This window comes from Arthrobacter sp. SlRoot2-15, from assembly GCF_059739345.1.
Map to the genome: position 1 here is coordinate 3,109,667 of NZ_AP046058.1, position 23,428 is coordinate 3,133,094.

Below are 23,428 nucleotides of genomic sequence, written 5' to 3' on the forward strand. Positions count from 1 at the left end.
TTTGGCAGGGCTTGAGCACCCGGAGCCTGCAGGAGCCCGCCGGTTGGATACGGTAGGCCCATGGCGCAAACGGAGAAGCGGAAAAAGCCCGGCTCGACCCTGCTGACGGTGATCATCGCGTTCGCGGCGAATTTTCTCGTGGCCGCGGCAAAAACGGTGGCTGCGCTCCTGACCGGATCGGCCTCGATGACGGCCGAAGCGGCCCACTCCTGGGCGGACACCGGCAACCAGGTGTTCCTGTTCTTCGCCGAACGCAGGTCCGCCCGGCCGCGGGACAAGAGCCACCCCATGGGCTACGGCCGGGAGGCGTACGTGTGGTCGATGTTTGCGGCGTTCGGCCTCTTCACCGCCGGTGCCGTGGTCTCGATCATGCACGGCATCCAGCAGCTCATCACCCCTGAGCCTGCCGCCGATTTCGCGGTGGCCTACGTGGTCCTGGGCGCGGCTTTTGTCTTCGAGGGAATCTCCTTCACCCAGGCGTTCCGCCAGACCCGGAAGGCGGCGCACCAGCTGGACCGGCATACCCTGGAACAGGTCCTGATCAGCTCCGATCCCACCCTGCGCGCCGTGTTCGCGGAGGACGCCGCGGCCCTGATCGGCCTGGTCGTGGCGTTTGCCGGGGTCTTCCTGCACCAGGTCACCGGTTCGCCGCTGCCGGACGCGGTGGGCTCGATCGTCGTCGGCGTGCTGCTGGCCGTCGTCGCCGTTGTGCTGATCGACCGCAACCGACGCTTCCTGGTGGGCCAGGGCGTCACCCCGGACATCGAACGCTCCATGGCCCGCCGGGTCCTCGAGCACCGGGAGATTGCCCGGCTCACATACCTGCACCTGGAGTTCGTCGGACCGCGCAAGCTCTACCTCGTCGCTGCCGTCGATCTGGAGGGCGACCACCCCGAACACGAAGTGGCAGTGGCGCTGCGCCGGATTGAACGCGAACTCGAGGACCACGCGACGGTCGAGGAAGCCGTACTGACCCTCGCCACCCCGGACGAAGCGGCGCTGGACTTCGACGCTGACCGGAGCCAAGCCGGCGCCTGAGGGCAAAACGCAAAAACCCCGCCGTTTCGTTAAAACGGCGGGGTTTTTCGATGGTGCCCTCGATAGGATTCGAACCTACGACCTTCTGCTCCGGAGGCAGACGCTCTATCCCCTGAGCTACGAGGGCAATCAGGGATCCTGCCGTTACCGGCGGGACGTCCTAGAGCTTAGCAGGAAGGTGGGCTTCAACGGAAAACCGCCCACGGCCGAAGATGAAGGCCGGAAAATTCCGCGGGACTGCGGGCCCCCGGTAGGCTGGAACCGTGACCCCAGAAGAACTCTCCCTCGCCATATCCGCCTGCCTGAAGGACGCCGTCGCCGCCGGTGAAATCGCCCTTGCCGCCGCCGACGTACCGGACGCGGTGCGCGTGGAGCGGCCCAAGAACAGGGAGCACGGCGACTGGGCCACCAACATCGCCCTCCAGCTCGCGAAGCCGGCCGGGACCAACCCGCGCCAGCTCGCCGGACTGCTCAGTGAGCGGCTGGCGGCCATCGAGGGAGTCTTCGCCGTCGACGTCGCCGGACCGGGCTTCCTGAACATCACCGTCGACGCGGCGGCCGCCGGCGCGCTCGCCAAGGCCATCGTCGAGGCGGGCTCCGCCTACGGGACCAACACCGCGCTCGCAGGCCGCACGGTCAACATGGAGTTCGTCTCGGCCAACCCCACCGGCCCGCTGCACATCGGCCACACCCGCTGGGCGGCCCTCGGCGACTCGATCGCGCGCGTGCTCCGGGCCTCCGGCGCGGACGTCACGGCGGAGTACTACATCAACGACGCCGGCTCGCAGATGGACGTCTTCGCGCACTCGGTGCTGTCCCGGCTGCACGGCCGCGGCGTCCCGGAGGGCGGTTACCCGGGCGAATACATCGCCGACCTCGGCCACGAGGTGCTGACCCAGCACCCGGACATCCGCGAACTCACCGACGTCGCGGCGCTGCCGGTGATCCGAGGGGCGGCCTACAAGGCCCAGCTAAAGGACATCCAGCAGACGCTCGCGGAGTTCGGCGTCGAGTTCGACGTCTACTTCTCCGAGCAGGAACTGCACGACGCCGGCGCCATCGCGGACGCCGTCGCCCGGCTCCGGGAACAGGGCCACGTGTACGACGACGGCGGCGCGGTCTGGCTGCGCACCACCGACTTCGGCGACGACAAGGACCGCGTGATGATCCGCGCGAACGGCGAACCGACCTACTTCGCCGCCGACGCGGCCTACTACCTGTCCAAGAAGGACCGCGGCTTCACCGAGAAGATTTACCTGCTCGGCGCCGACCACCACGGCTACATCAACCGGCTCAAGGCGATCGCGGCCGCCGCAGGGGACGACCCGGAGGCCAACATCGAGGTCTTGATCGGCCAGCTCGTCTCCGTCAACGGCGCCAAGCTCTCCAAGCGGGCCGGCAACATCATCGAGCTCAAGGACCTGATCTCCTGGCTGGGCAAGGACGCCGTCCGGTACTCCCTGGCCCGCTTCCCGGCGGACTCGCCGCTGACCCTGGACCCGGAGCTGCTGAAGAAGCACAGCAACGAGAACCCGGTGTTCTACGTCCAGTACGCGCATGCCCGCTCCCGCGGCGCCGCACGCAACGCCGTGGCCGCCGGGGTGGAGCGCAGCGTGGGCGGCGAGGACAGCTTCGACGCCGCGCTGCTGGACCACGCGACCGAAAACGAGCTGCTTTCGCACCTGGGCAGCTACCCCTCGATTGTGGCCAAGGCCGCCGAGCTGCGCGAGCCGCACCGCGTCGCCCGCCACCTGGAGGTCATTGCCGGCGCCTACCACCGCTGGTACGACGCCTGCCGCGTCGCCCCGCTGGGCGAGGAAGCCATCACCGACCTGAACCGCACCCGGCTCTGGCTCAACGATGCCACCAGCCAGGTGCTGGCCAACGGACTGGAACTGCTGGGCGTTTCGGCGCCGGAACGGATGTGACCGCCATGACCGCGAACCCCAACAACTCCTCGACGGCTTCCCCGCTCGCCCCGGACTGGCTGGCCGTGCCGGCGGACCTGAACGCGCTGCACCCGCCGATGTGGGCCGCCGGCGTGGAACGCAACGACGGCGGCGAGCTCGCCATCGATGGCATCCCGGTCAGCGAACTGCAGCGGCAGTTCGGCACCCCGCTGTTCGTGATGGGCGAGACCGACTTCCGCGCCCGCGCCCGGGCCTTCCAGGATGCCTTCAACGAGGCCTTCGCGGACATCTGCGGGGGAGTGGACGTCTACTACGCCGGCAAGTCGTTCCTGTGCACCGCCGTCGTCCGCTGGGTCGAGGAGGAGGGCCTCCGGCTGGACACCGCGTCCGGCGGGGAGCTGGCCGTCGCCGCCGCCGCCGGGATTCCCGGCGCCGCCGTGGCGTTGCACGGCAACAACAAGTCCGACGGCGAGATCCACCGCGCCCTGGACATGGGGCTGGGCCGGATCGTGGTGGACAGCCTCGCCGAGCTGGAGCGGGTCGCCGCGATTGCCGCCAACCGCGGCGAAACGGCGAAGGTCATGCTGCGGCTGACCCCCGGTGTGCACGCGCACACCCACGAATTCATCGCCACCGCGCACGAGGACCAGAAGTTCGGCCTCTCGATGGCCGGCGACTCGACCGAGCAGGCCGGGCTGTCCGCCGCCGAGGAGGCCGTGGCCGCCGCCGCCGCGCACGAGAGCATCGAACTGCTGGGCCTGCACTGCCACATCGGCTCGCAGATCTTCGAACCCGACGGCTTCGCGCTCGCAGCGGAGAAGCTGCTCGACTTCCTCGCAGCGATGCAGGCCAAGTACTCCATCGTGCTGCCCGAACTGGACCTGGGCGGCGGCTACGGCATCGCTTACACCCCGGTGGACACCCCCCGCCCGCCCGCGGAAATCGCGCAGGCGATGGCCGCCGTCGTCCGGGCCAAGGTGGCCGAACTGGGCATCACCGCGCCGCGGATCTCGATCGAACCGGGCCGCGCGATCGTGGGCACCAGCACCTTCACGCTCTACGAGGTGGGCACCTTGAAGACCGTCCGGGTCGATGCCCCGGCCGAAAACGCGGCGGAAAACGTTACGTACCCGCGGCGGTATGTGTCGGTGGACGGCGGCATGAGCGACAACGCCCGCCCGGTGCTGTACGACGCGGATTATTCCGCGATTCTGGCCTCCCGCGCGTCCGGCGCCGCCCCGCAGCTGTCCCGAGTGGTGGGCAAACATTGCGAGAGCGGCGACATAGTTGTTAGAGATGTATATCTGCCCGAGGACGTGGCAGCCGGTGATCTGCTCGCTGTACCGGGGACCGGCGCCTACTGCTGGGCCCTCTCAAGCAACTACAACTATCTGGCCCGGCCGGGCGTTGTCGCGGTACGCGATGGATCAGTCCGGCTCATTGTCCGCGGCGAAACCGAACAAGATCTGCTGAACCGCGACATGGGAGTCTGAATGACGGAAATGCGAACCCTGAAAGTGGCCCTGCTGGGCTGTGGCAACGTTGGGGCCCAGGTTGCGCGGATTCTCATTGACGACGCCGGGATGCTGGCCTCGCGGGCCGGCGCCCGCCTGGAACTGGCCGGCATCGCCGTGCGCGACGTCGACGCCCCCCGCGACGTCGACCTGCCGCGTGAGCTGTTCACCACCGACGCCGACGCCCTGGTCAGGGACGCGGACCTGGTGATCGAACTGATGGGCGGGATCGAACCGGCCCGCACCCTGATCGTGGCCGCCATGCGCAACGGCGCCTGTGTCATCACCGGCAACAAGGCGCTCGTGGCCAAGGACGGCCCGACGCTGCACGAGGAAGCGGACAAGGCCGGCGTGCAGCTGTCCTACGAGGCCGCCGTCGCCGGCGCGATCCCCATCCTGCGGCCCATCCGGGACAGCCTCTCCGGTGATCGGATCACCCGGGTGCTTGGCATCGTCAACGGCACCACCAACTTCATCCTGGACCAGATGGACACCACCGGCGCGCAGTTCGCCGACGCCCTGGCCGAGGCCCAGCGGCTCGGCTACGCGGAAGCCGACCCGACCGCCGACGTCGAGGGCCACGACGCCGCCTCCAAGGCCGCGATCCTCGCCTCGCTGTCCTTCCACACCCGCTTCGCCCTCGAAGACGTCTACTGCGAGGGGATCAGCTCCGTCACCGCAGCGGACATCGCCGCGGCCAAGGACGCCGGCTTTGTCATCAAGCTGCTGGCGATCGCGGAGAAGCTCGCCGCCGCAGGCACAAAGACAGGCACAAAAACAGACGCCGGGGTCTCCGTGCGCGTGCATCCAACGCTGCTGCCGCGCGAACACCCGCTGGCCGCGGTCCATGGGGCGTTCAACGCCGTTTTCATCGAGGCGGAAAACGCCGGCGAACTGATGTTCTACGGCCAGGGGGCCGGCGGGAAGCCGACGGCGTCGGCCGTGATGGGCGACCTCGTCTCCGCCGCCCGCAGCCTTGTCCTGGACGGCCCCGGCCGCGCCGAAACCACCACCGGCCAGGTCCCCGCGGCGCCCATCAGCGCGGCGGTCACCAGCTACTACATCGGCCTCGACGTCGCGGACCAGCCCGGTGTCCTGGCCCGGATCGCGCAGCTCTTCGCCGAACACGGCGTGTCCATCGAAACCATGCGGCAGACCATCCACCGCGACTCGGACTCCCAGACGGAGTCTGCGGAGCTGCGGATCGTCACGCACCGCGCGAGCGAAGCCGCACTGGCAGCAACCGTCCAGGCCGTGAAAGGCCTGGACGTCATCAATACCGTCACATCCGTACTGCGGGTAGAAGGGGTCTAAGTGGCTCACCAATGGCGCGGGGTCATCCGCGAATACGCTGAACGCCTGCCGGTCACCGAGGCCACCAAGGTCATCACCCTGGGCGAGGGCGGCACCCCGCTCGTGCACGCGCAGAAGCTCTCCGAGCTCACCGGCTGCACCGTCTACCTCAAGGTCGAAGGCATGAACCCGACCGGATCCTTCAAGGACCGCGGGATGACCATGGCCATGACAGCCGCCGTCGCCTCCGGCGCCAAGGCCGTGGTGTGCGCCTCCACCGGCAACACCTCCGCCTCGGCGGCGGCCTACGCCACCTCGGCCGGGCTGCAATGCGCCGTGCTGGTGCCCGAAGGCAAGATCTCGATGGGCAAGCTCAGCCAGGCGATTGCGCACGGGGCCACCCTGCTGCAGGTGGACGGCAACTTCGACGACTGCCTCGACATTGCGCGCAAGCTGGGGGAGTCCTACCCGGTGTTCCTGGTCAACTCGGTCAACCCGGCCCGGATCGAGGGCCAGAAGACCGGCGCGTTCGAGGTTGTTGACGCCCTCGGCGACGCCCCGGACATCCACGTCCTTCCGGTCGGCAACGCCGGCAACATCAGCGCGTACTGGAAGGGCTACAAGGAATACGCTGCGCCCTACGAATCCGCCACGGCCGGGACCCTGGCCGCCGTCGCCACGAAGACCCCGGTGATGTGGGGCTTCCAGGCCGCCGGGGCCGCCCCGTTCGTCGCCGGCCACCCGATCACCGAGCCGGACACCATCGCCACCGCCATCCGGATCGGCAACCCCGCCTCCTGGGACACCGCGGTTGCCGCCCGTGACGAATCCGGCGGCGTGATCGAGGCCGTTACCGACGAGGAAATCCTCGCCGCGCACCGCTGGCTCTCCGCCCGCGAAGGTGTGTTCGTCGAACCCGGCTCCGCCGCCGGGGTCGCCGGGCTGATCAAGAAGCACGGCGCGGGCGAGGTGCCGTCCGGCAAGACCATCGTCATCACGGTCACCGGCCACGGGCTCAAGGACCCGCAGTGGGCCCTGCGCACCGAGGACGGCACTGAGGTGCAGCCGGTCAAGGTCGCCAACGACGTCGTCACGGTGGCCGCCGAACTGGGACTGGAAGAAAAATAGCCGTGGAAACCACCCTCACCGTCCCGGCCGAATCGCCCGCCGAAACGCCGGCGGTTCCGGCGGGGCAGGCGGTCACCGTCCGGGTTCCGGCCACCAGCGCCAACCTGGGCCCTGGCTACGACAGCCTCGGGCTGGCGCTCTCGCTGCACGACACGCTGACGGTGGAGACCCTCGCCAGCGGCGAACTGGAGTTCGAGCTCAGCGGCGAGGGCGCGGACACGCTGCCCCGCGACGCGAGCCACCTGGTGGCCAGGGCCCTCACCGAGGCGCTGCACCTGCTGGGCTACCGCCACGAGGGACTGCGGATCACGGCGGACAACGTCAACCCGCACGGCCGCGGACTCGGGTCCTCGGCGGCCGCCGTGGTGGCCGCCGCCACCGCCGCGAACGCCCTGGTTCCCGCGGAGTCCCGGCGCGGCAAGGACTGGATCCTGCAGTTCACCTCAAAGCTTGAGGGCCACCCGGACAACGTGGCACCGGCCATTTTCGGCGGCCTGGCGCTGTCCTGGCAGGACAGTGACCAGTACAGCAGCACCTGCGCCACCGTCGACCCCGCAATCATTCCGGTGGTCGCCGTTCCGGACTTTGAGCTCTCCACCGAGGCCGCCCGGGCGCTGCTGCCGGCCTCCGTGGGGCACCACGCCGCGGCCATGAACTCGGGACGCGCTGCCCTGCTGATCCACGCGCTGACGCAGAAGCCCGAATTCCTGCTGCCCGGCACCGAGGACTACCTGCACCAGAGCTACCGGGCCCAGGCCATGCGGCCCAGCGCCGAACTGATTTCCGCGTTGCGGCGCGCCGGCCACGCCGCCGTCGTCTCCGGCGCGGGACCCACCGTGCTGGTCCTGGCCGCCGGCGAAAAGGAAGCGGCCGACGTCGTCGAGGCCATCGGCACTTTCACCGCCGCCAACACGCCGGAGGTTGCCTGGCGTGTGATGAAGCTGGCTGTGGACACTGAAGGTGCTAAAGTGGAAGTGCACCGGCGGTAATCACGCAAGCTTTTTCTAAGACCGCGATGTTGGCCAAGTTGCCTCTCTCATCTTTCACTGCGCAATATTTTCCGGTGCCACCTGCTTTCGGTCTGACGCAGGAACCTGCAGAATTCCTCTGTTCCCCCTGAAATGTCAGCCCGCCGTTCCATAATTCCGGAGCGTGACCTGGTGTAGCAGTATCCGGCCCTGCCGGCCGAAATCCAACCGGCAAGGCCGAAATCCCGGCTGCAGATCTGAACTGCAGCCCAGATCAAATCACCGCGTCCAGCTCCTAGCCTGGACGCCGTCGAGGGGGAAGGATCCTTCGTGACCGAAACCACTGAGCTGTCTTCAGCTGTGGAAACATCATCTTCTGCTGCCGCATCGGCAGCACCCGCCAAGAGCAGCGGCCTCGCAGGCCTCAAGCTCGCCCAGCTCCAGGCCCTGGCCAGCCAGCTGGGAATCTCCGGGGGCTCCCGGATGCGCAAGGGCGATCTGGTGACCGCCATTTCCGCCCACCGTGCCGGCACCCCCGTCAGCAAGGCACCCGCCCGCGCCGCCGAAAAGGCGAGCGACAACGGCACCGTGGCGCATGCATCGGCTCCGGCCGCCGCACCGGCAGCCGCCGCGGCCGAGGCCCCGGCCCAGGAAAACCCGCGGGCCAGGACCCGTGGCCGCAGCCGCCGCGCCGGCAGCGACGGCGTCGTCACCACCCCCGCCGCCGAAGCACCCGCCGCGCCGGTCGAGACACCGTCCGCCCCCGCCGAAGCGGCTCCGGCCGAGCAGGGCGCCGAGTCCAGCGACCGCACCCGCCAGCCGCGGACCCGCAACCGCCGCCGCGGCGAGGCCGCAGGCCAGACCGAAGCCCCCGCCGAGGCCCCGGCCGAGCAGGCAACCGGCGAACAGCGCCAGGAGCGCCAGTCCGAACAGCGCCAGTCCGAGCAGCGCCAGCCCGAACAGCGCCAGTCCGAGCAGGGCAGCGATGACGGCCAGCGCCGCGAGAACACCCGCGGCCGGGACAACAGCCGCGACAACACCTCCGGCAACCGCGACAACACCCGCGACAACGATGATTCCGACGGCGGCAGCCGCCGCAACCGCCGCAACCGCCGGGACCGCAACGACCGCAATGACCGCTCCGGTGGCCAGGACAACCGCGACAACAGCTCGCGCAACGACCGCTTCCGCGACCGCAACGAACGCCGCCGCGGCCGCTCCCAAGGTCCCGACGTCGACGACGTCGAGGTCACCGAGGACGACGTCCTGCTGCCGGTCGCCGGCATCCTGGACGTGCTGGAGAACTACGCGTTCATCCGCACCTCCGGCTACCTGCCGGGCCCGAACGACGTCTACGTCTCCCTCGCCCAGGTCAAGAAGTACAACCTGCGCAAGGGCGACGCCGTCGTCGGCGCCATCCGCGCACCGCGTGAGGGCGAGTCCCAGCAGAGCAACCAGCAGCAGTCCGCGCGCCAGAAGTTCAACGCCCTGGTGCGCGTCACCTCGGTCAACGGCAAGACCCCCGAGGAGCTCAAGGACCGCGTCGAGTTCGCGAAGCTCGTCCCGCTGTACCCCTCCGAGCGACTGCGCCTCGAGACGGACCCCAAGAAGATCGGCCCCCGCGTCATCGACCTGGTGGCCCCGATCGGCAAGGGCCAGCGCGGCCTGATCGTTTCCCCGCCGAAGGCCGGCAAGACGCTCATCCTGCAGTCCATCGCCAACGCGATCACCACGAACAATCCTGAGGTCCACCTCATGATGGTGCTCGTTGACGAACGTCCCGAAGAGGTCACGGACATGCAGCGCACAGTGAAGGGCGAGGTCATTGCCTCCACCTTCGACCGTCCCGCCGACGACCACACCACCGTGGCCGAGCTTTCCATCGAACGCGCCAAGCGCCTCGTGGAAATGGGCATGGACGTTGTGGTGCTCCTGGACTCGATGACCCGCCTGGGCCGTGCCTACAACCTGGCGGCTCCGGCCTCCGGCCGCATCCTGTCCGGCGGCGTCGACTCCGCTGCGCTGTACCCGCCGAAGCGCTTCTTCGGTGCAGCCCGCAACATCGAAAACGGCGGCTCGCTGACCATCCTGGCCACCGCGCTCGTCGAGACCGGCTCCAAGATGGACGAGGTCATCTTCGAAGAGTTCAAGGGCACCGGCAACATGGAACTGCGCCTGTCCCGCCAGCTCGCGGACAAGCGCATCTTCCCGGCCGTGGACGTCAACGCGTCCGGTACCCGCCGCGAGGAAAACCTGCTTTCCCCCGAGGAAGTCAAGATCATGTGGAAGCTGCGCCGCGTCCTCTCCGGACTCGAAACGCAGCAGAGCCTTGAGCTGCTGACCAACAAGATCCGGGAGACCCAGAGCAACGTCGAGTTCCTCATGCAGGTGCAGAAGACGACGCTTGGTGCGAAGTCCGATAACGACAAGTAGCGTCGCGTAACCGCTCGAAAATTGGCGGCCCCGCCCCTTCGCCGGGTGGCTCACGATCTGCGATCGTGAGCCACCCGGCTACGGCAGGCCCGAAGCCACTCCCTGGCCGCCAATTTCTCGAGCGGTTGTTGGTTTAAGAGGTCCCGCCCGCAGTAACTAGACTTGGTACCAAGTCGAAAGAGGTTTTGAAATGTTTGAGTCCGTACAGGGCCTGTTGGATGAGCATGACTCCATTCAGGCGCAGTTGGGGGATCCTGCTGTTTATGCTGACCAGAAGCTGGCCCGGAAGCTGGGGCGGCGTTCGGCGCAGTTGAACGGCATTGTGGAGGCCTACCACCGCTGGGAGGGCATCCGCGACGACCTGGCGGCCGCCAAGGAAATGGCCGGCGAGGATCCCGAGTTCGCGGCCGAGGTGCCCGAGCTCGAGGCTGCCCTGGAGACGGCGGCGGCTAAGCTGCGCCGGCTGCTGATCCCGCGCGACCCGGACGATGCCCGCAACGTGATCCTCGAGGTCAAGGGCGGCGAGGGCGGCGACGAGGCGGCCCTGTTCGCCGGCGACCTGCTGCGCATGTACACCCGGTACGCGGAATCCCGTGGCTGGAAGACCGAACTCATCTCGGCCACCGAATCGGACCTGGGCGGTTACAAGGACGTCCAGATGGCCGTCAAGGGCACCTCCAACGACCCCGCCGAGGGTGTCTACGCGCGGCTCAAGTTCGAAGGCGGCGTGCACCGCGTCCAGCGCGTTCCCGTCACCGAGTCGCAGGGCCGCATCCACACCTCGGCCGCCGGCGTGCTGGTGTTGCCCGAGGTGGACGAGCCCGAGGAACTCGAGATCAACCAGAACGACCTCAAGATCGACGTTTACCGTTCTTCCGGCCCCGGCGGCCAGTCGGTCAACACCACCGACTCGGCCGTGCGCATCACCCACCTTCCCACCGGGATCGTCGTCGCGATGCAGAACGAGAAGTCCCAGCTGCAGAACCGCGAAGCCGGCATGCGTGTGCTGCGCGCCCGCATCCTGGCCCACCAGCAGGAGCAGATCGACGCCGAGAACTCGGCCCAGCGCAAGTCGCAGATCCGCACCATGGACCGCTCGGAGCGCATCCGCACCTATAACTACCCGGAAAACCGGATCGCTGACCACCGCACCGGCTACAAGGCGTACAACCTGGACCAGGTCATGAACGGCGACCTTGAGCCGGTCATCCAGTCCGCCATCGAGATGGACGAACAGGCCCGCCTCGACGCCATCGGCGACTAACGCGGGCCCTGCGCCCCGATGACACCTGAGCCTGATGATTCCTGATTCCGCTCCCAGCCTCGCGGACGCCGTCCGCGAGGCCACGGCCGTACTCGCCGCCGCCGGCGTGCCCAGCCCGAAGGTGGACGCCGAACTGCTCGCCGGACACCTGCTGGGCGTGGGTCCGGGCCGGCTCCGTGCCATGGTGCTCGGCGACACGCCGGCGCCGGCCGGCTATGCCGAACTGGTGGCCGAGCGCGCTCAGCGGATCCCGCTGCAGCACATCACCGGCGTGGCGCACTTCCGCTACCTGGAACTCGCGGTCGGCCCCGGGGTGTTCATCCCGCGGCCCGAAACGGAGTCCGTGGTCCAGCTGGTGATCGACTGGCTCAAGGACCGGGCGGGATCGGCGCACCCCAAGGTGGTGGACCTGGGCACCGGCTCCGGCGCGATTGCCGGCTCGATCGCGCACGAGGTGCCCGGCGCCGAGGTCCACGCCGTGGAGTTCAGCGAGTTCGCGCACGCCTGGGCGGCGAAGAACCTCCTGCCGCTGGGCGTCCGCCTGGTGCGCGGCGACCTGCGGGACGCGTTGCCCGAACACAACGGAACGTTCGACGTCGTCGTGTCCAATCCGCCGTACATCCCCGCCGAAGCGGTTCCCAACGAGCCCGAAGTGGCGCTGCACGACCCGCCCGAGGCGCTTTACGGCGGGGGAGCGGACGGCATGGAACTTCCCGCGGCGGCCGCCGCGTCCGCGGCCAGGCTGCTGGTCCCCGGCGGTTACTTTGTGATGGAACACGCCGAGGTCCAGGCCGGCTGGATTTCCGCGATGCTGGAGCGCTCAGGTCTCTGGTCCGGTGTGACAACCCATCTTGACCTCAACGGCCGGGAACGCGCCACCAGCGCCGTCCGCAAACCGGCCCCCACCCGCAGTGATGAAAGGATGTCCCAGTGACGACCAGCTACGATTGCGCCGATGCGGACCAGCGAGCCGCAGGACTTGAACACGCCCAGCGGGCCATCCGGGAAAACAAGTGCGTGGTGCTGCCCACCGACACGGTGTACGGAATTGCCGCGGATGCCTTCTCCCCGCTGGCTGTGACGCTGCTGCTCGCCGCCAAGGGCCGCGGCCGGAGCATGCCGCCGCCGGTGCTCATCCCGCGGCTGAACGCCCTGGACGGCCTCGCCACCGACGTCCCGGCCGAGGCGCGCCAACTGGCCGAGGCATTCTGGCCCGGCGGGCTGACCCTGATCCTGCACGCCCAGCCCTCGCTGGACTGGGACTTGGGCGAAACCAAGGGCACCGTGGCCCTGCGGCTCCCGGCCGACGACGTCGCCCAGGACCTGCTCACCCTCACCGGGCCGCTGGCGGTTTCCTCCGCCAACCGGACCGGCCAGGCCGCCGCCCAGAGCGCCGCCGACGCGGAGGCGCAGCTGGCGGAATCGGTCGAGGTGTACCTGGAGGGCGGCCACCGGCCGGTCGAGGGCGACGGCGCCGAACCCTCCACCATCATTGACGCGACGGCCCTGCCGCTGCGCGTGGTCCGCCAGGGTGCCATCAGCCTTGAGCGCCTTCGCGAAATCGTGCCCGGCGTCCTGGGCGCCGGCGAAGAGCCGCCTGCCGAAGCCCCCGCCGAGACGCCCGCCGAGACTCCGGCCGAAGCGCCGGCTGGGGCGCCTGCCGATCCTGCCGAGGCCGGCCTGCCCGCCGACTCGGCCCCCGACGATTCCCCGAGGAACTGACATGCAGCCCAAAGTCGCCGTCGCGGCCGTAACCTTTGACCGCCACGAGGAACTTGCCCTGCTGCTGAAGGGTCTGGCGGATCAGACCGCCCCGATCCACTCGATCGCTCTCGTGGACTCCGGCACCGTGCCGGCCACCGGCGTCGTCGAGGCCCAGGGGGCGGAGAACATCAACTACCTGCGCTCCGAGGCGAACCTCGGCGGCGCCGGCGGCTTTGCCTACGCGATCATGGCCGCGATGGCCAGCGGCGCCGAGTGGATCTGGATGATGGACGACGACGGCCATCCCGAGGACGCCAGCTGCCTCGCCGAGCTGCTCAAGACCGCCGAGGAACACCGGCTCGACATCGTGAGCCCGCTGGTCGCCGCCACCGCCGACCCCAACCGGCTCTCCTTCAACTTCCGGATCAACGGGCTGCTGACCAACGACCGCTCGCGGCTGGCCCCGATGGGCTACCTCCCGGACATGGTTCACTTCTTCAACGGCGCCCTGATCCGCACCGAGGTCTTCTACAAGATCGGCATCCCCGACGTGAAGTTCTTCATCCGCGGGGACGAAGTCGACTTCCTCTCGCGGGTGAAAAAGGCCGGCCTGAAGTACGGCACGCTGGCCACCGTGGCGGTGCAGCACCCCGCCACCTGGACCGAGATGAAGCCCATCTTCGGCGGCTTCATCACCCCCGTCATCCCGGAGGGCGAGTTCAAGCGCTACTGCTACTTCCGCAACCGGGGCTACCTCACCCGCAAGTACCGTAACCTGCGCTGGTTCGGCGCGGACATCATCGGCTTCCCGTACTACTTCCTCAAAACCGGGGACTTCAAGGGCCTCGCGCACTGGTTCGGCGCCTATTCCACCGGGTTCCGCGGCAAGGGCTTCGGCTCGCCCGCGCAACTGATGTCCAGCAACAGCTAGGCCGCCGTGGAGAACCTGTGCGCCGTCGTCGTCACCTACAACCGGGCCGACTACCTGCGCAACCTGCTCGATTCCTTCGCCCGCCTCGGCACCGGTCCGGCCCGGATCATCGTGGTGGACAACGCCAGCAGCGACCACACGGCCGACGTCGTCGCCGCGGCGCTGGCGGGCGGGCTGCCGATCGACTACGAGCGATTGGACGAGAATATCGGCGGCGCCGGCGGGTTCTCCCACGGCGTCGAGCTTGCGCTCGGCCGCGGCGCGGACTGGCTGTGGCTGATGGACGACGACGTCGAGGTGCTCCCCGGCGCGGTGGAGGCGCTGGCGAAGTTCACGCCGGACTACTCCTGCCTGATCGGCCGCCGCTACGACGCCGACGGAAAACCCTTCTTCTGGCAGCACCATTTTGTCGAGGCACTCGGGGTCTTCCTGCCGGTGTCCCGCGACGTGTTCGCGCACTCCGAGGTGTTCCGCACCAACGTCGGCAACTTCGAAGGCATGCTGATCAAGGCCTCGGTGGCGCGCAGCATCGGGCTGCCGGACCCGCGCTTCTTCATCACCTGGGATGACCTGATCTACGGCTGGCTCGCCTCGCAACAGACTCCGGTGGTCTACGTCAACGCCTTCGTGATCAAAAAGGTCCGGGCGCAGCGCCAGGTGGACCTCGGCCTGCGCCACCTCAACGATTCCTCGGACCTGAGCCGCCGCTACGTGATGCGCAACCGCGGCCACGTCGCGCAGTACCTCCGGGCCCACGGCAGGTTCAACCGGCTGGGCTTCGGGGCCGGGACGGCGCTGACCTTCCTAAAGGAAATCGCCCGCCTCGTCCTCGTCGAACGGACGCTGAAGGGGACCGGGGCGCTCTGGGGCGGATGGCGGGAATCCCGCGCCATCCTCGCCGACCGCGGCTGGAAACCCATGCCGCCGCTGCCCGCGGAGCCGGGCAGCTGACGCGAAAGAGATTAGTATCGTTTTAGGCCCCGACGCCGTCCGACAGTCGCGGCGGGGTATTTTTTGAAACAGGCGCCTGGCCGCCGTGGTAGTGGAAGTCGGTTGCAATCTCTGTTGACTACGAAATCTGAAGCGCGCGAAACAGCCGCACAACGGGACGAGAAGCCCGCCCTCTGGATCTGGATCCAGCTGATCCTCGACTCCATGTCGTGGATCGTGGCGATCGTCCTCGCCCTGCTGCTGCGCTACGAGATGGGCATCCGCGCGGAGCAATTCGCCGGCGCCTTCGTCATTGCCGCCATCGCCGTCGTCGCCCAGATACTGGCCGGCTATGCCCTTGCCCTGTACCGGGGACGCTATCCCTTCGGCAGCTTCCAGGAGGCCAGGGCCCTCGTCTTCGTCACCGTGATTGTGGCCGCCTCGATCACCGTGAGCCTGCTGGTGCTGTACGAGGCCATCAACATCGGCCGCAGCGTGGGCCTGATCGCCTTCCCCTTCGCCTGCCTCTTTATGGGCGCGGCCCGCTACGCGAAACGGCTCTACGTCGAGGGCAAAACGCGGCCCGGCGACGAGGCACAGAACACCCTGATCTACGGCGCGGGATTCCTCGGCAACTCGCTGCTGACCCGGATGCTGCAGGACTCGGATTCCCCGTACTTCCCGGTGGGCCTGATCGACGACGACCCGGCGAAGAAGCACCTGCGCCTCTCCGGAGTCCAGGTCCTCGGCCGGGGCGATGACCTCCCGGCGATTATCCGCCGGACCCGCGCGAGGGTGCTGGTCCTGGCCTTCGCCAACGTCGAGGCGCCGGTGGTGCGCCGCATCTCCGACGCCGTCGCGGGCCTGAACATCCGCGTGCTGGTGCTGCCCCCGCTGCGGGACATGCTCGGCGGCGGGGCACCCGACGGCTTCTCCGACTTCCGCGACGTGGCGGTCGAGGACCTGATCGGCCGCCGGCCCGTCGACATCAAGGTCGACGAAATCGCCGGCTACATCAAGGACAAACGCGTGCTCGTGACCGGCGCCGGCGGCTCGATCGGCTCGGAGCTCTGCCGCCAGATCGTGCAGTTCTCCCCGGCGGAACTGATCATGCTCGACCACGACGAGACCGGCTTGCAGCACACCCAGATCTCCATCACCGGCCGGGGCCTGCTGGCCGGCCGCGATACCGTGCTGGCCAACATCCGCGACGGCGAGGCGCTCCAGGACATCTTCGAGGACCGGCGACCCGAAGTGGTGTTCCACGCGGCCGCGCTTAAGCACGCGCCGCTGCTCCAGCAGTACCCGGTGGAGGCCTGGAAGACCAACGTCTGCGGCACCCTGAACGTCCTGCGCGCCGCCCAGCGGGCCGGCGTCTCGCACTTCGTGAACATCTCCACCGACAAGGCCGCCAATCCCACCACCGCCCTGGGCCACTCCAAGCGGGTCGCGGAAAAGCTGACGGCCTGGATGGCCGGCCAGACCGGCGGCAAGTTCGTCTCGGTCCGCTTCGGCAACGTGATGGGCAGCCGCGGCTCGATGCTGCCCCTTTTCACCGAACAGATCCGGGTGGGCGGCCCCGTCACGGTCACCGATCCCGACGTCACCCGTTTCTTTATGACAATCCCCGAGGCCTGCCAGCTGGTGATCCAGGCCGGCGCAATCGGCGCGGGCGGCGACGTGATGATCCTGGACATGGGCGAGCCGGTGCGGATCCTGGACGTCGCCCAGCGCATGATCGCCATGTCCGGCAAGAAGGTCGAGATCATCTACACCGGGTTACGGCCGGGGGAGAAGCTGCATGAGGAGCTGGTCGGCACCGGCGAGCTGGACCAGCGGCCCCTGCACCCGAAGATTTCCCACACCAAGGCATCGCAGCAGGACCCGGACAAGCTTGACCTCAATGTCTGGCTGGCCCGCTGCGAAGCGGAGCAGGGTGCAAGCATCGCTGACATCCCCGACGACGAGGCCGACGAAGCGGGCGAGATCCGGGTGGCCTCGTGATGCCGCTGGCCGTGGCGGCCGGGATCACGCTGCTGGCCAGCCTGCTGCTGCCCCTTGCGGTGAAGCCGTGGCTGGTCCGGATGGGGGTGGTGGACGTGCCCTCCGCCCGGTCCTCCCACCACAAGGCAACGATCCGCGGGATGGGTGTTGCCACAGCCCTGGCCACCGCCACGGGTTACCTGGCCGCAGTCATGCTCGGCGTCGTCACGGTGGACCGCTCGGTGTTCGCCGTGGTGCTGGCGATCATCGCCGCATGTTCGGCCGTGGGCTGGATCGAGGACCTGCGGGGACTGTCCATCCGGGGCCGCGCCGCCGCGCAGCTCGGCATCGGGGCCGCCGGCTCCGCGGCGCTGATCGCGCTGACCGGCCAGTCCTTCTGGTGGCTTCCGCTGGCCGCCGTCGCGATTGCGGCCTATGTCAACATTGCCAACTTCATGGACGGCATCAACGGGATCTCCGGCCTGCACGGGGTCACCGCCGGCGGCGCCTACGCGGTGGCCGGCCTGCTCGCCGACCAGCCCTGGCTGACCGCCGGCGGCGCGGTGCTCTCCATGTCCTTCCTCGGCTTCCTGCCGTGGAACCTTAGCCGCGGAGCGGTCTTCCTCGGCGACGTCGGCAGCTACCTGCTGGGCGCCTCGATCGCCGCCCTTGCCGTGGCCGGATTCCTCTCCGGTGTCTACGTCGAGTACCTGCTCACGCCGATCCTGGTCTACGCCGCGGACACGGGCTACACCCTGCTGCGCCGGATCAAGGGGGGGGAACGCTGGTACGCGTCCCACCGCGAGCACGTCTACCAGCGGCTCACCGACGTCGGATTCACGCACCTGCAATCGGCCGCCCTGGTCACCGTGTGCACCGCGGCCGTGATTGTGCTCGGATTCATCGCCGCCACCGCGCCGCTGCCCGCCGTCGCCCTCTGTGTGGCCGGCAGCCTGCTGATCCTGGTCCTGTACCTGGCGTCCCCGGACCTGATCCGCCGGTTCCGGCGCCGTTCCAAGGTCACCCGCCTCCCGGTGGCCTAGCCGTGTTCTATCTCGTGTAGAATTCAGGGGCGGCTTGTCGCCGCCTCCGCCCTTACCACCACCGACGATTGGGATCCCATGAGCTCCAACGCCGAGTCCGGACGTACGTCCGGCAGCGGACCCGTTGGCGCTTCCGGCCCCACCCCGTCGCTGTGGCTGCGGCTGCTGGCCATCAGCGCGGCGGCCGCCGGGGGAGCCCTCCTGGTCACCGCAGCCCTCGCCTTCGTCTTCAACGGCGGCTTCGGCGCCCTGTCGAGCCTCTTCGGCGGCGCGCTGGTGATGGCCTTCTTCGCGATCAGCCTGGCGATCGGCCACTTCGTCGGACGCAACAACCCCTCGGGTGCGATCGGATTGTTCGTCGCCACCTACTTCGTGAAGGTCGTGGGCTTCGCGGTGGTGCTGTTTGTCATTGGCGCCCCCGGCTGGCTGCACGAACGCTGGTTCCTGATCGGCGCCGTCGTCAGCGTTGTCGCCTGGCAGGCAGCCGAAGTCATCGGCTTCCGCAAGGCCCGGCTGCAGATCTACAACGACCCCGACTCCACGGAAGGCGGCACCCATGCCTAGCCGCAACGAGCGCGAGAAGAACACCCCCAAAACGCCCCGCAGCACGGGCGGCGCCCCCGGCGTGTCGCAGGACGGCAACGACGGCGGATACAACGCCGGGATCGCCGTCTTCAGCTACATTGTTGGCGGAATCATCGTCTGGAGTTTGATAGGGTGGGGTCTGGATAATCTGTGGGGAACCCGCTGGATTGTGCTCGCAGGCGCCCTGCTTGGAGCTGCGGGAGGGTTCTATCTTTCTCATATGCACGGCCTCACCAGCCACCGAAATCCGGCTGGTGGAGACGGCGCTGCAGGTGGCCCGTCCAAGGACGCGGAACAGTAATGCCAAAAAATTTCAGAGGGGGAATGGCTGACAGGAATGTCGCCGCTCCCCGCCCAACGCCCAATGATGGACACTGCAGAGAGGAAACGCGTTGATCGCGCTTGCGCTCCCGGCCCAAGATTCAGGAGAGTTCACTCCTCCTGGAATTGAACAAATGCACCTGCCGGCTATCCTGCCTTGGGGTGCGGCCGAAGGATTCTCCAAGCAGATGCTGCTGGTGATCCTCTCGGTCGTCATTATCGCCACATTCTTTGTGCTGGCTGCGCGTAAGCAGCAGCTCGTTCCCGGCAAGCTGCAGTTCGCAGGCGAGGCCGCCTACGGCTTCGTCCGCAACGGCATCGCCAAGGACATCATCGGCGGCAAAGACTTCATCAAGTACGTTCCGCTGCTGTTCAGCCTGTTCTTCTTCATCCTGGTGAACAACATTTACGGCGCGATCCCCGTGATCCAGCTCCCGAGCTTCTCGCACGTCGGCGGCGCCTACGTGCTCGCCGCGATCGTGTACGTCACCTGGATCGCGATCGGCATCAAGAAGAACGGCCTGAAGTACTTCAAGCTGGCCACCGTGCCGAGCGGCGTGCCGGTCTACATCCTCCCGATCGTCATCCCGATCGAGATCATCTCCAACTTCCTGGTCCGGCCCGTGACGCACAGCCTCCGTCTGTTCGCCACCATGCTGGCCGGTCACCTGATCGTGATGATCGCCGGTTCCGGCATCGAGTTCCTGGTCATGCAGGAGAATGTCCTGCTCAAGGGCGCCTCGGTCTTGGTCCTGGCCGGCTCGCTGGCGATGTACATGCTGGAGGCGCTGATCATGGCGCTCCAGGCGTACGTCTTCACGCTGCTGACCGCGATCTACATCGAAGGCGCACTGCACGCCGACAGCCACTAAGGCTCCCACAAACTTCCCCCCCAGGGGGATGAAGCAACCCAAACAACCTGCCACACGGGTGGCATCTTGAAAGGAAGAAAAATGGAAGGCTCCATCAACGGCTCCCTCAACCTCATCGGCTACGGCCTCTCCGCCATCGGCGGTGGTATCGGTGTGGGTCTCGTGTTCGCTGCTTACATCAACGGCGTCGCACGTCAGCCGGAAGCTCAGCGCGTGCTGCAGCCGATCGCATTCCTCGGCCTTGCGCTGACTGAAGCCCTCGCCATCCTCGGCCTGGTCTTCGCATTCGTTCTCAAGTAAACCTTCAGAACCCAGCGAACATCCAGAACCGAGTAGATAAGGACGGGTGAAATATGAAGCAGCTGATCATCTCAGCCGCCACCGAGGGTGCAACCAACCCCCTCGTTCCCAACCCTTGGGAAATGTTTGTCGTCTTTGCAGGCTTTGCTGTCCTCCTGTTCATCGTGACGAAGTACGTAGTCCCGATGTTCGAGAAGAACTTCGCAGAGCGTGCCGAGGCGATTGAAGGCGGCATTGCCAAAGCCGAAAAGGCGCAGGCAGAAGCTTCTGCGGCACTCGAAGAGTACAAGCAGCAGCTCACGGACGCCCGCACCGAGGCCAACCGCATCCGCGAGGAAGCCCGTGCCGAAGGCGCCCAGATCCTGGCGGATCTGAAGGAGAAGGCAGCTGCCGAGTCTGCCCGCATCACCGCCCAGGCACACGCGCAGATCGAATCCGAGCGCCAGGCGGCCGTCGTGTCGCTCCGCGCAGAGGTCGGCACGCTGGCCACCACGCTGGCCGGCCGCATCGTTGGCGAAGCACTCACCGACGATGCACGTTCAGCCCGCGTGGTTGACCGCTTCCTGGCAGATCTGGAGAACCAGAACGCAGGTGCAGCTAAGTAATGGCAGGTGTATCGAGCGAATCGCTGACCGCGGCACTCGTCGCGTTGGAGGCCAAGCTTCCCAACGCCTCGCTGCAGTTGGCTAAGGAACTCTTCGGAATCCTGGGAACGGTGGACAGCTCGGCTGGCTTGCGCCGTGCCCTGACCGACCCGTCCCGCAGCGGTGACGAAAAGTCGGCGCTGGTCAAGCAGCTTTTCGGCGGAAAAGTCTCCGCTGACGCTGTGGAGATCGCGAGCGGGCTGGCCGGCTCACGCTGGGCGTCGGCTCGTGACATCGGCGATGCACTCGAGACTCTTGCCGCTTCGGTGGTAATTGCCGTTGCTGAAAACAAGTCGGCAGTCTCTGCCTCGGGCATCACCGGACTGGAAGCGCTGGAGAACGATCTGTTCGCCTTCAACCAGGCCGTCGATGCCAGCCACGAGGTTCAGCGTTCCCTGTCCGAGCCGCAGGCGAGCCAGGCAGCCAAGGTTGCTCTCGCCGAGAAGCTCGTGCCCAGTGCAAGCGAGGAGGCGAAGGTCCTTATTGGACAGGCAGTCTCGCAGCCGCGCGGGCTCAAGGCCACCAAGCTCGTCAGCCGTTTTGCCGAGCTTGCCGCCAAGCGCCAGCAGCGCTGGATCGCCACGGTCAGCGTCACCCGTCCGCTGACGGAGGCCCAGGCCAGCCGTCTGCAGGCAGGGCTCAATGCCCTGTACGGCCGCGAGCTCAAGATCAACATGAACGTTGACCCGGCACTGATCGGTGGCATCCGGATCCAGATTGGCGACGAAGTGGTTGACGCTTCGGTCCTCGCCCGCCTGGGCCAGCTCCACCGCCAGCTTGCTGGTTAGCCGGACAAGCACAACTTACCGACAAGAAACCCCGGTCATCGTGAGCAACGATGATCACGAAAACAGGAGAGCAGGGACTGCAGATGGCCGAATTGACCATCAACGCCGACGACGTCCGTAATGCGTTGAACGAGTTCGCGGCGTCCTACGAACCCGGAAACGCAGAGCGCGTAGAGGTTGGCCGTGTAACAACCGCAGGTGACGGCATCGCCCGTGTTGAGGGCCTTCCCTCGGTCATGGCGAACGAGTTGCTTCGTTTCGAAGACGGCACGCTGGGCCTGGCCCAGAACCTCGACGTCCGCGAGATCGGCGTGATCGTGCTCGGTGACTTCACCGGCATCGAAGAGGGCCAGGAAGTCCACCGCACCGGACAGGTTCTGTCCGTCCCGGTCGGCGACGCCTTCCTCGGCCGCGTGGTTGACCCGCTGGGCCAGCCCATCGACGACCTCGGCGAGATCAAGGCCGAGACCACCCGTGCGCTGGAACTCCAGGCGCCCGGCGTGACCCAGCGTAAGTCGGTCCACGAGCCGATGCAGACCGGACTCAAGGCTATTGACGCCATGATCCCGATCGGCCGCGGCCAGCGTCAGCTGATCATCGGCGACCGCCAGACCGGCAAGTCCGCCATCGCCATCGACACGATCATCAACCAGAAGGCCAACTGGGCTTCGGGCGACGTGAAGAAGCAGGTCCGCTGCATCTACGTGGCAATCGGCCAGAAGGCCTCGACGATCGCCGCCGTGCGCCAGACCCTCGAGGACAACGGCGCGCTGGAATACACGACCATCGTGGCTTCCCCCGCCTCCGACCCCGCAGGCTTCAAGTACCTGGCACCGTACGCCGGTTCGGCCATCGGCCAGCACTGGATGTACGGCGGCAAGCACGTCCTCATCGTCTTCGATGACCTCTCCAAGCAGGCCGAAGCCTACCGCGCCGTGTCGCTGCTGCTCCGCCGCCCGCCGGGACGTGAAGCCTACCCGGGCGACGTCTTCTACTTGCACTCCCGCCTGCTGGAGCGTTGTGCAAAGCTCTCCGACGAACTCGGTGCTGGCTCCATGACCGGCCTGCCGCTGATCGAGACCAAGGCGAACGACGTGTCCGCCTACATCCCGACCAACGTCATCTCGATCACCGACGGCCAGATCTTCCTGCAGTCGGACCTCTTCAACGCCAACCAGCGCCCCGCCGTCGACGTCGGCGTGTCCGTCTCCCGTGTTGGTGGCGCCGCGCAGGTCAAGTCCATGAAGAAGGTCTCCGGTACCTTGAAGCTGGAACTGGCCCAGTACCGGGACATGCAGGCATTCGCCATGTTCGCCTCGGACCTCGACGCCGCATCCCGCCAGCAGCTGACCCGCGGCGCACGCCTGATGGAACTGCTCAAGCAGGGCCAGTACTCGCCGTTCCCGGTCGAGGACCAGGTTGTCTCCATTTGGGCCGGCACCAACGGTTACCTCGACGACGTTCCGGTTGAAGACATCAACCGCTTCGAGACCGAGTTCCTGGAGCACCTCAAGCACAAGTCCTCCATCCTGACCACGCTGGCGCAGACCAACGTTATGGACGATGACACCGCTGAAGCGCTGAAGACCGCGATCGTGGACTTCAAGAAGGGCTTCTTCGGCGAGGGCGACAGCTACCTGGTCGGTGCGGGGCACGAGGAGTACGCCCCGATCGACGAGGACCAGGTCGACCAGGAAAAAATCGTCAAGCAGAAGCGCTAGTTTCGCTGGCAGGGACTGCCGGACCCCCGCGGGTTCCGGCAGTCCCGGCCACCGGGAT

At 67.5% G+C, this 23,428-nt stretch carries 21 protein-coding genes and 1 tRNA gene; 21 read left to right on the plus strand and 1 reads right to left on the minus strand.

The annotated features are described in order from the left end of the window. Nucleotides 1–60: 60 nt before the first annotated feature. Nucleotides 61–1,038, plus strand: a complete 978-nt coding sequence (locus AC6I9V_RS14375; protein WP_497899904.1) for a cation diffusion facilitator family transporter — start codon at nt 61–63, stop codon at nt 1,036–1,038. Between the two features lie 51 nt (nt 1,039–1,089). Here the strand turns inward: AC6I9V_RS14375 and AC6I9V_RS14380 are convergent. Continuing rightward, nucleotides 1,090–1,165 (minus strand) — tRNA-Arg (locus AC6I9V_RS14380). Nucleotides 1,166–1,301: 136 nt separating this feature from the next. Between AC6I9V_RS14380 and argS the strand changes: the two genes are divergently transcribed. The 20 genes from argS (at nt 1,302) to atpA (ending at nt 23,370) form a co-directional block, all read left to right on the plus strand. Further along, nucleotides 1,302–2,966, plus strand: coding sequence for an arginine--tRNA ligase (gene argS, locus AC6I9V_RS14385; protein WP_497899905.1), 1,665 nt, complete (start codon nt 1,302–1,304; stop codon nt 2,964–2,966). A gap of 5 nt (nt 2,967–2,971) precedes the next feature. After that, nucleotides 2,972–4,441 (plus strand): diaminopimelate decarboxylase, encoded by a 1,470-nt coding sequence (gene lysA / locus AC6I9V_RS14390; protein WP_497899906.1) that lies wholly within the window; start codon nt 2,972–2,974, stop codon nt 4,439–4,441. Further along, the gene (locus AC6I9V_RS14395) at nt 4,442–5,776 is read left to right on the plus strand and encodes a homoserine dehydrogenase (RefSeq protein ID WP_497899907.1); all 1,335 of its coding nucleotides are present in this window, start codon (nt 4,442–4,444) and stop codon (nt 5,774–5,776) included. Further along, nucleotides 5,777–6,883: a threonine synthase gene (thrC, locus tag AC6I9V_RS14400; RefSeq protein WP_349412174.1), complete on the plus strand. Its 1,107-nt coding sequence runs from the start codon at nt 5,777–5,779 to the stop codon at nt 6,881–6,883. Nucleotides 6,884–6,885: 2 nt separating this feature from the next. After that, complete coding sequence (thrB, locus tag AC6I9V_RS14405; protein ID WP_349412175.1) at nt 6,886–7,872, plus strand: homoserine kinase; 987 nt, start codon at nt 6,886–6,888, stop codon at nt 7,870–7,872. Nucleotides 7,873–8,181: 309 nt separating this feature from the next. Then, a complete protein-coding gene (gene rho, locus AC6I9V_RS14410; RefSeq protein WP_497899908.1) occupies nt 8,182–10,284 on the plus strand; it encodes a transcription termination factor Rho in 2,103 nt (700 codons plus the stop codon). A 190-nt stretch (nt 10,285–10,474) separates the two neighbouring features. Then, nucleotides 10,475–11,548: a peptide chain release factor 1 gene (gene prfA, locus AC6I9V_RS14415; protein WP_349412177.1), complete on the plus strand. Its 1,074-nt coding sequence runs from the start codon at nt 10,475–10,477 to the stop codon at nt 11,546–11,548. 34 nt (nt 11,549–11,582) lie between these two features. Next, entirely contained in the window at nt 11,583–12,482 is a 900-nt protein-coding gene (prmC, locus tag AC6I9V_RS14420) for a peptide chain release factor N(5)-glutamine methyltransferase (protein ID WP_349412178.1), read from the plus strand. Beyond that, a complete protein-coding gene (locus AC6I9V_RS14425) occupies nt 12,479–13,270 on the plus strand; it encodes an L-threonylcarbamoyladenylate synthase (protein ID WP_497899909.1) in 792 nt (263 codons plus the stop codon). The genes prmC and AC6I9V_RS14425 overlap by 4 nt, the downstream gene beginning before the upstream one ends. 1 nt (nt 13,271) lies before the next feature. Then, nucleotides 13,272–14,183: a glycosyltransferase gene (locus tag AC6I9V_RS14430; protein WP_497899910.1), complete on the plus strand. Its 912-nt coding sequence runs from the start codon at nt 13,272–13,274 to the stop codon at nt 14,181–14,183. Between the two features lie 6 nt (nt 14,184–14,189). After that, nucleotides 14,190–15,134 (plus strand): glycosyltransferase, encoded by a 945-nt coding sequence (locus AC6I9V_RS14435; RefSeq protein WP_497899911.1) that lies wholly within the window; start codon nt 14,190–14,192, stop codon nt 15,132–15,134. 114 nt (nt 15,135–15,248) lie between these two features. Next, nucleotides 15,249–17,117 carry a polysaccharide biosynthesis protein gene (locus AC6I9V_RS14440; protein WP_497899912.1) on the plus strand — a complete coding sequence of 623 codons (1,869 nt, stop codon included), beginning with the start codon at nt 15,249–15,251 and terminating at the stop codon, nt 17,115–17,117. Continuing rightward, on the plus strand, nt 17,117–18,139 hold the full coding sequence (locus AC6I9V_RS14445; protein WP_497899913.1) for an MraY family glycosyltransferase: 1,023 nt from the start codon (nt 17,117–17,119) through the stop codon (nt 18,137–18,139). Before AC6I9V_RS14440 ends, AC6I9V_RS14445 begins: the two co-directional genes overlap by 1 nt. Before the next feature lie 78 nt (nt 18,140–18,217). Further along, nucleotides 18,218–18,703: a Cg1360 family ATP-synthase-associated protein gene (locus tag AC6I9V_RS14450; protein WP_349412183.1), complete on the plus strand. Its 486-nt coding sequence runs from the start codon at nt 18,218–18,220 to the stop codon at nt 18,701–18,703. Next, the gene (locus AC6I9V_RS14455; protein ID WP_349412184.1) at nt 18,696–19,025 is read left to right on the plus strand and encodes a hypothetical protein; all 330 of its coding nucleotides are present in this window, start codon (nt 18,696–18,698) and stop codon (nt 19,023–19,025) included. Before AC6I9V_RS14450 ends, AC6I9V_RS14455 begins: the two co-directional genes overlap by 8 nt. A 91-nt stretch (nt 19,026–19,116) precedes the next feature. After that, nucleotides 19,117–19,917: a F0F1 ATP synthase subunit A gene (gene atpB, locus AC6I9V_RS14460; RefSeq protein WP_146337178.1), complete on the plus strand. Its 801-nt coding sequence runs from the start codon at nt 19,117–19,119 to the stop codon at nt 19,915–19,917. Nucleotides 19,918–19,998: 81 nt separating this feature from the next. Further along, nucleotides 19,999–20,217, plus strand: a complete 219-nt coding sequence (gene atpE / locus AC6I9V_RS14465; protein ID WP_003804776.1) for an ATP synthase F0 subunit C — start codon at nt 19,999–20,001, stop codon at nt 20,215–20,217. 53 nt (nt 20,218–20,270) lie between these two features. After that, nucleotides 20,271–20,822, plus strand: a complete 552-nt coding sequence (locus AC6I9V_RS14470) for a F0F1 ATP synthase subunit B (RefSeq protein WP_349412185.1) — start codon at nt 20,271–20,273, stop codon at nt 20,820–20,822. After that, complete coding sequence (locus AC6I9V_RS14475; RefSeq protein ID WP_497899914.1) at nt 20,822–21,649, plus strand: F0F1 ATP synthase subunit delta; 828 nt, start codon at nt 20,822–20,824, stop codon at nt 21,647–21,649. Before AC6I9V_RS14470 ends, AC6I9V_RS14475 begins: the two co-directional genes overlap by 1 nt. Before the next feature lie 83 nt (nt 21,650–21,732). Further along, a complete protein-coding gene (gene atpA, locus AC6I9V_RS14480) occupies nt 21,733–23,370 on the plus strand; it encodes a F0F1 ATP synthase subunit alpha (RefSeq protein WP_349412214.1) in 1,638 nt (545 codons plus the stop codon). Nucleotides 23,371–23,428: the final 58 nt, after the last annotated feature.

Excerpts from the sequence above, each read along its gene's own strand:
- AC6I9V_RS14375 (WP_497899904.1), top strand. The coding sequence starts at position 61 with ATGGCGCAAACGGAGAAGCGGAAAAAGCCCGGCTCGACCCTGCTGACG.
- lysA (WP_497899906.1), top strand. The coding sequence starts at position 2,972 with ATGACCGCGAACCCCAACAACTCCTCGACGGCTTCCCCGCTCGCCCCG.
- AC6I9V_RS14395 (WP_497899907.1), top strand. The coding sequence starts at position 4,442 with ATGACGGAAATGCGAACCCTGAAAGTGGCCCTGCTGGGCTGTGGCAAC.
- prfA (WP_349412177.1), top strand. The coding sequence starts at position 10,475 with ATGTTTGAGTCCGTACAGGGCCTGTTGGATGAGCATGACTCCATTCAG.
- prmC (WP_349412178.1), top strand. The coding sequence starts at position 11,583 with ATGATTCCTGATTCCGCTCCCAGCCTCGCGGACGCCGTCCGCGAGGCC.
- AC6I9V_RS14430 (WP_497899910.1), top strand. The coding sequence starts at position 13,272 with ATGCAGCCCAAAGTCGCCGTCGCGGCCGTAACCTTTGACCGCCACGAG.
- AC6I9V_RS14445 (WP_497899913.1), top strand. The coding sequence starts at position 17,117 with ATGCCGCTGGCCGTGGCGGCCGGGATCACGCTGCTGGCCAGCCTGCTG.
- AC6I9V_RS14450 (WP_349412183.1), top strand. The coding sequence starts at position 18,218 with ATGAGCTCCAACGCCGAGTCCGGACGTACGTCCGGCAGCGGACCCGTT.
- AC6I9V_RS14455 (WP_349412184.1), top strand. The coding sequence starts at position 18,696 with ATGCCTAGCCGCAACGAGCGCGAGAAGAACACCCCCAAAACGCCCCGC.
- atpE (WP_003804776.1), top strand. The coding sequence starts at position 19,999 with ATGGAAGGCTCCATCAACGGCTCCCTCAACCTCATCGGCTACGGCCTC.
- AC6I9V_RS14470 (WP_349412185.1), top strand. The coding sequence starts at position 20,271 with ATGAAGCAGCTGATCATCTCAGCCGCCACCGAGGGTGCAACCAACCCC.
- AC6I9V_RS14475 (WP_497899914.1), top strand. The coding sequence starts at position 20,822 with ATGGCAGGTGTATCGAGCGAATCGCTGACCGCGGCACTCGTCGCGTTG.
- atpA (WP_349412214.1), top strand. The coding sequence starts at position 21,733 with ATGGCCGAATTGACCATCAACGCCGACGACGTCCGTAATGCGTTGAAC.